Source organism: Kribbella sp. NBC_01505, from assembly GCF_045040285.1.
Classification (GTDB): Bacteria; Actinomycetota; Actinomycetes; order Propionibacteriales; family Kribbellaceae; genus Kribbella.
Genome location: NZ_CP109425.1, coordinates 3,932,310 through 3,944,912 on the forward strand (window position 1 = coordinate 3,932,310; position 12,603 = coordinate 3,944,912).

The following is a 12,603-nucleotide window of genomic DNA, read 5'->3' on the forward strand; positions in this document are numbered from 1 at the left end:
GAGAGCGCTCTCAGCAGAACCCACCAGTGCGTATCCACCTTGAAGGGCCGATAGGGACGACGGGCACGCCCGAAAAGGCATGTGCTTACCTGTCGGGCCTTGCGCTGGCTAGATTTCGGTGTCTTTCAGAAAGGGCCACGATGACGGCAGTCGACGACCCCTCTCAGGTTGTCATGGATATCTTCTCGATCGGCGAGGCGCTCGGGGTGATCCATGCGAGCGCCGAGGACGAGCAACTCGACGGCCGGATCGTCACAGTCGACGGCCGGAGGACGGTGAACTTCAGTTCCTGCGGCTATACCGGGCTGGAGATGCATCCTGCGCTCAAGGCCGCGGTTGCGGAGGCGGTGCATCGCTACGGCACCCAGTTCTCCAGCACAAGGACGTTTCTTTCGTCTCCGCAGTACCCTGCGGCCGAGGCGGCCCTGACCGAGATGTTCGGCCGACCCACGGCGATCTCCGCCAGTACCAGCATGGGCAACATGTCGGCCATCCCCACCCTCGTGGGCGCCGGAGATGTCGTACTGCTCGACTCGCAGGTCCACCGGAGTGTGCGGATGGCCGTCAAACTTGCCGACGCCCCGGTGCATGCGATCCCGCACAGCGACGTCGACGTACTGGAGCGCCGGATCCGTCAGCTGAGCGAGCAGTACGACCGGGTCTGGTACATGGCGGACGGCCTCTACAGCATGTTCGGTGATTTCCTGCCCGCGAAAGAGCTGAGCATCCTGGCCGAGCGGTATCCGAAGCTCTGGCTGTACGTCGATGACGCCCACTCCATCTCGTGGACCGGCAGACACGGCCGAGGTCATGCTCTGGAACAGCTCAGCCCCACCGCCTTGCAGAAGACCGTCATGATCGCCTCGCTGAACAAGTCTTTCGGCATCGCCGGTGGTGCGATGACGTTCCCGGACGACGCGATGCGGCACCGGGTCTTCAGTGTCGGCTGGCCGATGATCTTCTCCGGCCCGGTGCCACCGCCGATGCTGGCCGGAATCCTCGCCTCCGCCAGACTGCACCTGTCAGCCGAACACTCCGCCGTGCAGGCACGCGTCCTGAGCCTGATCCGGCTGTTCAACGCCGAAGCGGCGGCGCATCGGTTACCTGTGGTCAATCAAGCCGAGACGCCGATCCGCTATGTCACCACCGGCAACACTGTCGAGGGGGTATGCCTCGTCGGCCGTCGCCTCCAGGAGGCGGGGTTCTTCGTGAACACCGCGAGCTATCCCGCGGTGCCGGTCAAGCGCTCAGGCATCCGCATCGCCATCACGGCCCACCAGACCGAGGCCGACGTCATCGGCCTGGTCCAAGCCGTCGCCGACATCCTGGCCTCCGACCGACCTGCCGACGAGGGCATCGCAGGAGAAGCGCTGCTGTCCGCCTGAGAGTCCCATTGAGACCCTGCACTGAAGAAGGGCCGGTCGCGTGATGCGACCGGCCCTTCCTTTGTTCAGCCCCTGCGAGTGCCGTACTGCGCTCTGACCAGCGGAAACACCGGTCAATCGGCCGCTCTCAGAGTGGCGGAGGATACGAGATTCGAACTCGTGAGGGGTTGCCCCCAACACGCTTTCCAAGCGTGCGCCCTAGGCCACTAGGCGAATCCTCCAAGCGGAGAGAATACGCGAGTCGGTGTTGGTTGTGGAAATCGGGGGCTGGCGAGCGGGCTTCGCGTCTAGGGTCTGGGTGTGGATGCTCCGGATCCGGATGTTGTGTACCCGATGCCTGCGGTTGAGCGGGTGGTGTTGCTGAAGGGTGTGGTGACGTCGCCGCTGATCGAGGTGGGCGACTACTCGTACTACGACGATCCGGACGAGCCGGCGGCGTTCGAGAGCACCAATGTGCTGTACCACTACGGGCCGGAGCGGCTTCGGATCGGGAAGTACTGCGCGCTGGGTGAGGGCACGACGTTCATCATGAACGGCGCCAACCATCGGATGGACGGGCCGTCGACGTTCCCGTTCCCGATCATGGGTGGGGCTTGGGCGGAGCACTTCGATCTGATCACCGGGCTGCCGGGGCGTGGGGACACGGTGGTTGGGAACGACGTGTGGTTCGGCTACCGCAGTCTGGTGATGCCTGGGGTGACGATCGGGGACGGGGCGATCGTCGCGTCCGGTGCGGTCGTGGTCGACGATGTACCGCCGTACGGGATCGTCGGTGGGAACCCGGCGAAGCTGATCCGCCGGCGGTTCCCGGACGAGGACGTGGAGCGGCTGCTGCGCATCGCCTGGTGGGACTGGCCGGTCGAGAAGGTCAGTGCGAACGTCCGCGCGATCATGGCCGGCCGGATCGAGGACCTGGAGGCTACGTAAGCAGGACTGGTGCCAGGGCTCGCCACTGGTCGACGGGCTGTGGGCCTGTGACGCCGGTGATCACGTTGATGGCGACGTGGTCCGCGCCGGCCGCCAGGTGCTCGGTCAGCTTGGCTTTGATGTCGGCTGGGGAGCCCCACGCGGCGAGCGCGTCGATCATGTGGTCTGGCAGCGCGGCCTGGTCCGCCGCAGTGAATCCCTGCCGTTCGAGCGAGGCGACGTACGCGGGGATCGTCGTGAAGAAGCTGATGGTGTCCCGGGCGATCGCCCGCGCCCTGTCCTCGTCTGACTCCCGTACGACGAGGTGGCTGACCGCAAGCAGCTTGTCCGGCCCGAGCACCCGGCGTGCCTCGGCTGTGTACGCCGGGGTGATGAGGAACGGGTACGCGCCGGCGGAGTGGTCGCGGGCGAGCTCCAGCATCCGCGGACCGAGCGCTGCGAGCACCCGGCGCTCGACGGGGACCTTAAGCTCGTTCAGGTACGCCGTGAGTCGTTCGACCGGCCGTGGACCGTGCGCACCGCCCAGACCGACCGTGAACCGACCGGGCGCGCTCGATTCCAGCGCGGTGTACGTCGCTGCGACGTCAGTGGCCGAGTAGGTGACAACTGCCAGTACTCCGGTGGTGAACTTGATCGACTCCGTGGCGCCGACCAGGTCCGTGATGGTCTGCAGTCCGGGGAGTGGGCCGCCGGACAGCCAGATCGCCGGGTAGCCGAGTTCTTCGGCGGCCTGCGCGGCCGCGAGCGATTCCGGGCTGCTGTCCAGGCCGGTCGTGATCCCGAACCTGCCAAATTGATGATCTGTCACATACCCAGCTTGCGGCGCTGCGGGGTCCGGGAGCCAGAGTGTTCGCTGACAGCGTGCCGGGAGGAGGCCGATTCCCGGTCGGTGTCCGAAGTCCCGTACACTCTTCCTTGGTTCCCCGCGTGGCGGTATCTCGCCCAACTCCCCCAGGGCCGGAAGGCAGCAAGGGTAAGTGAGCTCTTCCGGGTGCGCGGGGAATCCTTATGTCCGGGCCCGGTCGGGGAGGCATCAGTGAGCGACGAGATCCGCTACCTGCAGGAACTGATCATCGCCGAGCTGGGCGTGCCGGCGTCATTCGATCCGGACACCGAGATCGAGCGCCGGGTCGAGTTCCTCGCGGACCAACTCCGCCGTACGGGCGCGACGACGTACGTGCTCGGAATCAGTGGCGGCGTCGATTCCGCGACCGCCGGCCGGCTGTGCCAGCTCGCGGTCGAGCGGGTCCGCGGTGAGGGCGGTCAGGCGACGTTCGTCGCGATGCGCCTCCCGTACGGCGTCCAGGCCGACGAGGCGGACGCGCAGCGGTCGCTGGAGTTCATCCGGCCCGACGAGACGCTCGTGGTCGATGTGAAGCCGGCCACCGACGCCATGGTCGACTCGGTTCGGCACGCGGGCTTCGGGGAGCGCGAGGACTTCCACGTCGGCAACGTCAAGGCACGCCAGCGGATGATCGCGCAGTACACCGTCGCCGGTGCGCGCGGCGGCCAGGTGGTCGGCACGGATCACGCGGCCGAGGCCGTGATGGGCTTCTTCACCAAGTACGGCGACGGCGCGTGCGACCTGACCCCGCTCTCCGGCCTGACCAAGCGCCGGGTCCGTGAGGTCGGCGCCCGCCTCGGTGCGTCCCCGGAGATCACCGGCAAGGTGCCCACGGCGGACCTCGAGACCAACAACCCCGGCGTCCCCGACGAAGCGGTCCTCGGCGTCACCTACGACGAGATCGACGACTTCCTCGAGGGCCGTGAGGTCGACGAGAAGGCCGCGAGCAGGATCATCGCGACCCACCGCCGGACGGCGCACAAGCGCGTCGTACCGCTCGCCTTCAGTTGAGAAAGGCTGTCACGAGCTCGGTGTAGGCGTCGGCCGCCTCGGCGTGGACGAAATGCCCACTGCCTTTCGCGAAGTAGTAGGTCCCATCCGGTACGTCGGACTGGAACCGGGCGATCTCCTCCGGGCTGGTGGCCGGGTCGTACTCACCCTTGATCAGCAACGCTGGTTGGGTGAGCTGCGCCAGCAGCGGCTGTAGCGACTCCAGGAACTCCGGTGTCTTCATGATCTCCTCGGAGAACTTGCCGGAGCGCGCGTGCAGCTCATCGGCGATCTCGGTGTCCGCCGGAAGAACCAGGTCCTGACTGTCCGGGCCGAGGTAGACCTCCATCCGGCGCTCGCCGAGCTGATGCAGCAGGGCGATCCGCTCGTCCCACATCTGCTTGGTCGCCGGGCCGTCGTGGGGTGGGAGCTGGATGTCGGGAGCGATTCGCTGGGCCGCCCGGACCAGGGTCTCCGAGTTGAGCAGCACGTCCCAGGCCGGGTTCTCGAAGACGACCTTCGTGACGGCGTCAGGGTGGGCAACGGCGTACCGGAGGGCCAGGCGACCGCCGAACGAGTGGCCGAGGATGGACCAGCGCTCCCGGCCCAGCGTTTCGCGGAGGGCCTCGAAATCCGCGATCAGGTCGAGCTCGTTGACCGGTCCGGTGAGGGGATCGGACTGCTGGACTCCGCGTTGGTCGACGCCGATCACGTGGAAGTGCTCAGCGAGGCGATCGCCCTGGAAGGAGAGGAAGTCGTAGGAGCCGGATCCTGGACCGCCGTGGAGAAACAGCAGAGCCGGTGCGCTCTCGGAACCGCGTTGGTCGACGTACAGCCTGGTCCCGCGAACCTCGATCAGCATGCGCGGAGTTTAAGCGCCAGGCGCGCTGTCAGCTATGGGTTAGTTCCCGGAGGCGGTTGGAGAGGCGGGCCAGGCGAATGGTGGCGATATTCCGGTACGCCGGGCGCAGGACGGCCGCCAGTGGGCCGCTCTGCTCGAACGTGTGGGTGACCTGGCTGTCCGGGCCGATGGTCCACGTGCCGACCTCGCGGAAGCCGGGGACCTGCCAGGTGATCTCGATCCGCTCCGCCTCGACGGCCGTGTAGACGAGCTCCCCGGACAGACCCGGGCGCACCCGCAGCGCATACCGGGAGCCCTGCTCGGGCGCGGTGGGACCTTCGATCGCGAGGAAGGCCTCGTTCCACTCCGGGAGGTCGAGGGCATCCAGCAGCACGTGCCGGATCGCGGTCGGACCGGCCGGGATGGTGTCGGTGGCTTGCTCCATAGCTATCTCTCCTGGACGACTATCTGTCTTGGGCGAAGGCATGGCCGGGGTCTCGTCGGCGGGCCAGGGCGGCGCCGGCGGGGAAGCCGTCGGCGACGGCACGGAGGGTCGCGATCGTCTCGTCGAGCTCACGGTCCGCGACCAGGCCGTCGATGGTCCGGTGCAGCCGGTTCTCCGCGGTGACGACGCGGCGGTGCAGGGCGCGGCCTGGTGCGGTGAGGGTCAGCGCGAGGTAGCGCCGGTCGACCTTGTCGACGCTGCGCTGCACCAGGCCCTGGGCAACGAGCCTGTCCACGAGGCGGCTCGGACTGTTACCTGTCTCACAAACCAGGAGGCCGCCCAGCGCGTTCAGCGTGAGCGGACCGTGGTCGCGCAGCACCCGCAGGACCTCGGCCTGGGAAGGCGTGATCCCCAACGGGCGCAGCTCTGCGGCGAGCAGCCGGTTGCCCTCGCGCTGGATCGCCAGCACGAGATAACGCAGCTCCTCCAGTACCTTCATGGCCGATACATTACACGACACGTATGTCATGTCATCTATCTGAATGCCTGGAGAGTTCCGGAAGAGTGCCGGAAAAAGTCCTGCTGAGGTCATTTCAATGCGACATCGGGACTGGCACAGTGTCTGCATGAAGGGTCTGATGCAGGACTACCAGTTGTCCCTGGACGCGATTTTCCTCCGGGCCGAGCAGTTCTTCCCGGACCGGACCGTGCACACCGGCGGTCCGGCGCCGACGACGATGACGTACGGCGAGTGGGCCGCGCGGACCAGACGCCTGGGCGGCGTGCTGGACACGCTCGACGTCACCGCCGACGGCCGGGTCGGCACCTTCGCCTGGAATTCCGGGCGCCACCTCGAGTTGTACTTCGCCGCCCCGTGCACCGGCCGGGTGCTGCACACACTCAACATCAGACTCTTCCCGGACCAGATCGTCTACATCGCCAATCACGCCGAGGACGAGGTCGTCTTCGTCGACCGCTCGCTGCTGGGGCTGTTCCTGCCGCTGCTCGACCGCCTGCCACTGCTCAAACACGTCGTGGTGATGGACGACCTCCCGCCGGGCGCACCGGGCGTCGAGGTCCCGGACGACCCGCGCTTCCACGACTACGAGGAGCTGCTGGCCGCCGCGCAGCCGGTGGAGTTCCACGTCGAGGACGAGAACCAGGCAGCCGCGATGTGCTACACCAGCGGTACGACGGGGAATCCGAAGGGTGTCGTCTACTCGCACCGGTCCACCTGGCTGCACTCGATCGGCGTCCTGACGAACTCGGCGATCGGCCTGGCCGAGACGGACACCGTGATGCCGGTCGTGCCGATGTTCCACGCGAATGCCTGGGGCCTGGCCCACGCGGCCCCGATGGCCGGAGCGAGCCTGGTGTTCCCGGGGCCGGACATGAGCCCGCAGGGGATCCTCAAGCTGCTGAAAGAGCAGGACGTCACGCTGACAGCCGGCGTACCGACCATTTGGCAAGGACTACTGCCGCTGCTCGATGGGGTCGAGCTGCCCAAGCTCCGCCGCATCCCGTGTGGTGGTTCCGCGGTGCCGCTGGCTCTGTCCGAGGCGTTCCGGGCCAAGCTGGGCAAGCCGATCCTGCAGGCCTGGGGCATGACCGAGACCAGCCCCGTCGCGACCGCCGCCCACGTCCCGTCGAGATACGCGCACCTCCCCGAAGAGGAGCAGGCGCACGTCCGCGCCCGCGCCGGCACACCGCTGCCTGGCGTCGAGGTGCGGATCGTCGAGCCCGGCTCGATCACCACCCTGCCCTGGGACGACGAGGCCACCGGCGAGCTGCAGGTCCGCGGCCCCTGGATCGCCGCCGAGTACTACCGCCCCGACGCCGGCGTCCAGCTGAACACCGAGGACGGCTGGATGAAGACCGGCGACGTCGCGGCGATCGACCAGTTCGGCTCGGTCCGCCTCGTCGACCGGACGAAGGACCTGGTGAAGTCCGGCGGCGAGTGGATCAGCTCGGTCGAGCTGGAGAACCTGTTGATGGCACACCCCGACGTCAAGGAAGCCGCCGTCATCGGCGTCCCGCACCCGAAGTGGGACGAGCGCCCGCTGGCCTGCATCGTCCGCCAGGAGGGTTCCTCCGTGACCGCCGAAGAGATCCTCGACTACCTACGCCCCCAGATCGCCAAGTGGTGGCTTCCCGACGCGGTCGAGTTCATCGACGAGGTCCCGAAGACCTCAGTAGGCAAGTTCTCCAAGAAAGACCTCCGCACCCGCTTCGCCAACTACCACCTCGAGTAACCCGGTTTGCGGTAGTTCACTGCCTCTGTGTGCCTGTTGCGATATCGCGACAGGTGGTCGGTCGCGGTGGCTGAGGGCTTTGCCTGGACAGGAACCCCTCCTTCCCGGATGTGCTCGTGCCGTCCGGCCGCTCGGATTCGGCCGACGGCGTACGCGGTGGCTGGTCGCCGCTCCGGCCGGATTTACTGAAGCAGTGTGGCTGGGGCGGTCTTCGGCTGAGGGGGATGGTGCGGTCGGTGACCGCGGTTCCCGTTGCCTGTGGCTGACGGGTTGTGGTTGCCGCCGACGATCAGGAGGCTTGGCAGCTGACCCGTCGCGGTGGTTGATGGCTTTGTTCTGCCCGATTTCGCTGGCTAGGTACCGAGCTTGGGGGTTGTGCACTCTGATTCTGGTGCATAACTCCCAGTGCGACTGGTTAGCCAGGCAATCGGCGAGGGCGGGGCCTCCCCGCGAGTGAAGCCACCGTGCGAGTGTGAGGGCTGGACCGTCGAGTGTGAGGAGAATGTCGCCGGAAATCGATATCCGGCGACACGGTCCTCACACTCGAGTGCTGATTGCACGGTGGCTTCACTCGCGGAGGGCACTTTGTTCCAAAAAAGCGACCTGAACCTACCGACTACCGTCACCTCACCTACCTCAGCCATAGCCCGGAAGCTCAAGCAACCGCAACCGTGGTCACCGGCCTCGCCATCCCCCTCAGCCCCAGGCGACGCCCGCCTAGCGCTTCAGTAAATCGGCCGCCGCGGCGACCAGCCACCGTCGACGTGTCCGGCCTGTCCGGTGCGGCGCGAATCGGGGGCACAGCTCTCTTTGCGGGGATCTACTGCCTCCCAGCGGCAGCAGATCCCCGCAAACACGCACAAGCCCCGCCCAGCCACAGGTTCACGGAGACCTACTGCCAAATACCGGCAGCAATCATCCGTGAACCTCGTCATCCGAGGCCGCTCGGCCAGCTGAACCTTCGCGGCTGGCCGACCAATCGCGCGCACCTCGAACCACTCCGCAACGTCCGAAAGAACCGCGGGCCAGGTGTACGGATCATTCGGACGTTGATTGCAAAGGCAGCAGCCGAACACCGCCGGTTGTCGAGTTCCGGGCAGTGGTCCGTACGTGATGTTCTGTTGAGCGGTGATCGGAACCTTTTCGGGTGCAGGCGACGAAGAATAACCGCCTAACAACAGTCAGCCGGCGCCCTTTCCTGGCGGGCCTGCCGACTGCAGCGCAGGGCGAGCAGAGCAGATGGCTGAGGTACTCCGCTATCCGGTGGATCTTGGGGACTCGGCGACGAAAATCCACCGGATAGTGAGAGCGGACGGTCGCGGGTAGTGGTTCAGTTGAAGGGGACGCCGAAGTGTTGGTGGAGGTGGGCCAGGGTGGCGTTGACGAAATCTGCGGGCCACGGTTCGCCGGTTTGTTCGGCTAGGGCTTTGCCGCGGCGGAGGACTTCTCGGCAGAGGTATTGGTTGGCGGCGATGATGTCGGTCGGGTCGGTGCCGGTCGGCGGGATGGCTTCCAGGACAGTGCGTTGCTCCGCGGACAGCAGGGCGTTGAGCCGTTTGGCGCCGCCGGTACGCCGTACTCCGCGCTCGGCGAGCATCAGGCGGATCAGTTGGTCCCGCACTACGCCGACGCCCTGGCTGGCGGCGATGCGCTCGTCGCGGCCGAGGACGGTGACCAGGTTGCCGAGGAAGTAGAAGCACATCTGCACGACTGACTCCGGCCAGTACGGCGTGCCGGGGCGACCGTGCTGAGCAGGTTGGTCGCCGTCCGGGAACAAGGTGCCGTCGCGATCGAACAGGACCCGGACGCCGTCGTACTGGAAGCGGTCGAACGAGGCGAGCGGGTGCGCGATCAGGTCCACGTGCAGCCAGTCCGGGGTGATGCCGAGTCCGCCGGCGAGGGTGCCGAGGCGCTCGGTGAAGACCGTCGGTCCGGAGAGCTCCCGCAGTACGTCGTCCCAGTGCTGCTCGAACCAGCCGATGCTCGCGTCCGTGACCACGAGGTGCAGGTCGAGGTCGCTGAAGCGGTCCTCGGCTCCGGTCGCGTAGCTGCCGATCAGGTAGCAGGCCAGTACCCGGTCGTCGGCCGGGAACAGCTCACGGGCGCGCTGGATCATCACGTCGTACCGCTCGTCACCGGACCCCATCCCCTCAGCGTAGGCGGGGCCGGGACCGGCGCGCGGGGCTGATCCGGGCGACGGTGGTTTTGTCGGCGGGCGGCGCTAGGGTTGCGGCGTGGAAGCACCCCTTGCGCTGTATCGCCGGTATCGCCCGGAGACGTTCGCCGAGGTCATCGGCCAGGAGCACGTCACCGCGCCGCTGCGGAACGCGCTGAGCAACAACCGGGTCAACCACGCCTATCTGTTCTCCGGGCCGCGCGGGTGTGGCAAGACCACCAGCGCCCGGATCCTGGCTCGCGCGATCAACTGCGAGAAGGGCCCGATCGCCGAGCCGTGCGGGGTCTGTAAGTCCTGCACCGACCTGGCGCGGGGCGGGCCGGGAAGTATCGACGTGATCGAGATCGACGCCGCGTCGCACGGTGGTGTCGACGACGCGCGCGACCTGCGCGAGCGGGCGTTCTTCGCGCCGGTCGAGAGTCGCTACAAGATCTACATCATCGACGAGGCGCACATGGTGACCACGCAGGGCTTCAATGCCCTGCTGAAGCTGGTCGAGGAGCCGCCGCCGCATCTGAAGTTCATCTTCGCCACAACCGAGCCCGACAAGGTGATCGGGACGATCCGGTCCCGGACGCATCACTACCCGTTCCGGCTGGTGCCGCCGAAGGTTCTCGGCGACTACATGGCGACGCTGTGTGAGGCCGAGGGTGTCGCGATCGAGACGGCCGCGTTGCCGCTGGTCGTTCGCGCGGGCGCGGGGTCGGTGCGTGACTCGCTGAGTGTGCTCGATCAGTTGATCGGTGGTGCGGGGCCGGCTGGGGTGACGTACGAGCTGGCGGTCGCGCTGCTCGGGTTCACGCCGGATTCGTTGCTGGATGCGTGTGTGGACGGGTTCGCGGCGCATGACAGCAAGACCGTGTTCGAGACGGTCGAGAAGGTGATCGAGACCGGGCAGGACCCGAAGCGGTTCGCCGAGGATCTCCTGCGACGGCTGCGGGATCTCGTGGTGCTCTCCGCCGTGCCGAATGCGGTTGCTTCCGGGCTGATCGAGGCTGCCGAGGATCAGGGCGAGCGGCTGCAGACCCAGGCCGCCGGGATCGGTCCGGCTGAGCTGACACGCGCCGCGGACATCGTTGCTGCCGGGCTGTTGGAGATGCGTGGTGCCACGGCGCCACGGCTGCAGCTCGAGCTGATCTGCGCGAAGGTGCTGCTCCCAGGCGCCGACGATTCGACGAACGGTATTCAAGCGCGCCTCGACCGGATGGAGCGCCGCTTGTCGATGGGCGTCCCCGGCCCCGCCGACCCCGGCGGCAACACAGTCGCAGCCGACCCCGCACCCGACGCAGCCTCCAGCCGAGCCGCAGCCCGAGCCGCCGCAGGTGGTCCACCGCCCGGTACACCGGTTGCTGGTGAAGCACCCGTTGGTAGGCCGACCGTCGGTGCGCCGACTGGTCCTGCGGATGATGCGGTGCCGCCTCCCGTCGCTGCCGCCGAGAACAACTCGAGAGGTGCTGCTGAGCAGGCTGGGCCCGGTGGTGGAGCGGGCTCGCCGGCCGAGGTTCCCGCTGGCACGGACGCACCGATTGCAGATGCCGGTTCCGGGAGCGCGACTGGTGCTGTCAGCTCTGCGCCTCCGGCTACTGGAGCTGCTGCTTCGACGCGTGCTGCTGGCTCTGCGTCTGGTGGTGGGCGGCAGGGGGCTTGGGGGGATGAGCCCGCGGCTGGGAGTGGGCAGCCGGTGGGTGGTGGCGTGCCGGCGGTGAGTGCGCCGGCTGCGCCTAGTGCGCCGGTGGGATCGCCTTCGGTGGGGGCTGTGGGGCTGGCGGATGTGCGGCGGTTGTGGCCGCAGGTGTTGGAGGCCGTGAAGGCCAAGCGGCGGTTCGCCTGGATCATGCTGAGCCAGAACTCGCAGGTCATCGCGGTCGACGATCAGACATTGACGTTGGGTTTGCTGAATGCCGGCGCGCGAGAGAGTTTTGCGCGGTCCGGGAGTGAGGACATCCTGCGGCAGGCCATGATCGACACGATCGGGCTGAACCGGCGGATCGAGGCCGTGATTGACCCGTCGGCCGATCCGGGTGCGGGTGGTGCGCCTGCTGGTGCTGGCGGGCCTCGGGCCGGCGGACCGTCGGCTGGGTCGGGTTCGCCCGGGCCTGCGGGTGGTCCCGGCGGTGGTGGCGCTCCGGCAGCGCCGAGCAACGCTCCCAGTGGTGGCGCTCCGGCAGCGCCGAGCAACGCTCCCAGTGGTGGCGCTCCGGCAGCGCCGAGCAACGCTCCCAGCGGCCCGGCGAGCCAGCCGTCGGCGGCTCAACCAAGTGCGAGGGCCGACGTACCGGTCCAGGCTCCGCCGCCTCCGGTGGCGCAGGCCGCGCCGGTGGGCGAAGCAGCAAAGACTGGCGCCTGGGGTGCCGAGGCAGACACCGCGGTGGCCTTGCAGGAGCCGCCTGATCCGTACGACGTACCGCCGGAGCCGGAGGCGTGGGAGCAAAGCACTCCGGCCCCAGCCCAAGCACCGGCAGCGACCGAGGTGGACCGGAAGCAGCAGGCCGCCAGCAAGCGGCGAGCGGCTGAGGCAGCAGTCGCGGCTGAGCAGGCGCGGCGGAGCGCGGCGGCGCCGGCGGTGGAAGCGGCACCCCTGACGCCGGAGGAGGAGGCCGACTCCATTGGCGAGGACGACGTCGTGCTCGAGGAAGATTCCCGGTCGCACACGGACCTCCTGCGGGACACCCTCGGCGCCGAGATCATCCTGGAAGAGACCAACGGAGCCAAGTAGTACCGAGCCGTGAAATACCGCGTCAGG

General features: G+C 67.8%; 10 protein-coding genes, 1 tRNA gene and 1 other RNA gene. 6 read left to right on the top strand and 6 right to left on the bottom strand.

Translation table 11 applies throughout. From position 1 onward, the window contains the following. Nucleotides 1-140 precede the first annotated feature (140 nt). Entirely contained in the window at nucleotides 141-1,385 is a 1,245-nt protein-coding gene (locus OG474_RS18650) for an aminotransferase class I/II-fold pyridoxal phosphate-dependent enzyme (protein ID WP_405063600.1), read from the top strand. Between the two features lie 133 nt (nucleotides 1,386-1,518). On the opposite strand, the gene OG474_RS18655 is transcribed toward OG474_RS18650, so the two are convergent. Next, nucleotides 1,519-1,606, bottom strand: a tRNA-Ser gene (locus OG474_RS18655). A gap of 79 nt (nucleotides 1,607-1,685) precedes the next feature. Here OG474_RS18655 and OG474_RS18660 point away from each other — a divergent pair. Beyond that, nucleotides 1,686-2,312 (top strand): CatB-related O-acetyltransferase, encoded by a 627-nt coding sequence (locus OG474_RS18660; RefSeq protein ID WP_405063601.1) that lies wholly within the window; start codon nucleotides 1,686-1,688, stop codon nucleotides 2,310-2,312. Here OG474_RS18660 and OG474_RS18665 read toward each other — a convergent pair. Beyond that, nucleotides 2,305-3,120 carry a TIGR03620 family F420-dependent LLM class oxidoreductase gene (locus OG474_RS18665; protein WP_405063602.1) on the bottom strand — a complete coding sequence of 272 codons (816 nt, stop codon included), beginning with the start codon at nucleotides 3,118-3,120 and terminating at the stop codon, nucleotides 2,305-2,307. The genes OG474_RS18660 and OG474_RS18665 overlap by 8 nt on opposite strands. A gap of 106 nt (nucleotides 3,121-3,226) precedes the next feature. On the opposite strand from OG474_RS18665, the gene ffs reads away from it, so the two are divergent. Further along, nucleotides 3,227-3,323, top strand: an RNA gene (gene ffs, locus OG474_RS18670) — signal recognition particle sRNA small type. 25 nt (nucleotides 3,324-3,348) lie between these two features. Further along, complete coding sequence (gene nadE, locus OG474_RS18675) at nucleotides 3,349-4,167, top strand: ammonia-dependent NAD(+) synthetase (RefSeq protein WP_405063603.1); 819 nt, start codon at nucleotides 3,349-3,351, stop codon at nucleotides 4,165-4,167. Here nadE and OG474_RS18680 read toward each other — a convergent pair. From OG474_RS18680 to OG474_RS18690, 3 genes are read right to left on the bottom strand one after another with little or no spacing between them, the layout of a single operon-like run. Beyond that, entirely contained in the window at nucleotides 4,160-5,008 is an 849-nt protein-coding gene (locus OG474_RS18680) for an alpha/beta fold hydrolase (RefSeq protein ID WP_405063604.1), read from the bottom strand. The genes nadE and OG474_RS18680 overlap by 8 nt on opposite strands. Nucleotides 5,009-5,036: 28 nt before the next feature. Beyond that, nucleotides 5,037-5,432 carry an SRPBCC family protein gene (locus OG474_RS18685; protein WP_405063605.1) on the bottom strand — a complete coding sequence of 132 codons (396 nt, stop codon included), beginning with the start codon at nucleotides 5,430-5,432 and terminating at the stop codon, nucleotides 5,037-5,039. 19 nt (nucleotides 5,433-5,451) lie between these two features. Further along, nucleotides 5,452-5,931 (bottom strand): MarR family winged helix-turn-helix transcriptional regulator, encoded by a 480-nt coding sequence (locus tag OG474_RS18690; RefSeq protein WP_405063606.1) that lies wholly within the window; start codon nucleotides 5,929-5,931, stop codon nucleotides 5,452-5,454. A gap of 127 nt (nucleotides 5,932-6,058) precedes the next feature. Here OG474_RS18690 and OG474_RS18695 point away from each other — a divergent pair, with 127 nt between their 5' ends. Next, the gene (locus OG474_RS18695; RefSeq protein WP_405063607.1) at nucleotides 6,059-7,684 is read left to right on the top strand and encodes a long-chain fatty acid--CoA ligase; all 1,626 of its coding nucleotides are present in this window, start codon (nucleotides 6,059-6,061) and stop codon (nucleotides 7,682-7,684) included. 1,330 nt (nucleotides 7,685-9,014) lie between these two features. On the opposite strand, the gene OG474_RS18700 is transcribed toward OG474_RS18695, so the two are convergent. Continuing rightward, nucleotides 9,015-9,830: a hypothetical protein gene (locus tag OG474_RS18700; RefSeq protein WP_405063608.1), complete on the bottom strand. Its 816-nt coding sequence runs from the start codon at nucleotides 9,828-9,830 to the stop codon at nucleotides 9,015-9,017. An 88-nt stretch (nucleotides 9,831-9,918) separates the two neighbouring features. Between OG474_RS18700 and OG474_RS18705 the strand changes: the two genes are divergently transcribed. Next, complete coding sequence (locus OG474_RS18705) at nucleotides 9,919-12,576, top strand: DNA polymerase III subunit gamma and tau (RefSeq protein WP_405063609.1); 2,658 nt, start codon at nucleotides 9,919-9,921, stop codon at nucleotides 12,574-12,576. The last annotated feature ends 27 nt before the right edge of the window (nucleotides 12,577-12,603 follow it).

What these genes read in the sequence shown, in the direction of transcription:
- OG474_RS18690 (WP_405063606.1), bottom strand. Translation starts at nt 5,931, where the DNA reads ATGAAGGTACTGGAGGAGCTGCGTTATCTCGTGCTGGCGATCCAGCGC.
- OG474_RS18680 (WP_405063604.1), bottom strand. Translation starts at nt 5,008, where the DNA reads ATGCTGATCGAGGTTCGCGGGACCAGGCTGTACGTCGACCAACGCGGT.
- OG474_RS18650 (WP_405063600.1), top strand. Translation starts at nt 141, where the DNA reads ATGACGGCAGTCGACGACCCCTCTCAGGTTGTCATGGATATCTTCTCG.
- OG474_RS18700 (WP_405063608.1), bottom strand. Translation starts at nt 9,830, where the DNA reads ATGGGGTCCGGTGACGAGCGGTACGACGTGATGATCCAGCGCGCCCGT.
- OG474_RS18695 (WP_405063607.1), top strand. Translation starts at nt 6,059, where the DNA reads ATGAAGGGTCTGATGCAGGACTACCAGTTGTCCCTGGACGCGATTTTC.
- OG474_RS18685 (WP_405063605.1), bottom strand. Translation starts at nt 5,432, where the DNA reads ATGGAGCAAGCCACCGACACCATCCCGGCCGGTCCGACCGCGATCCGG.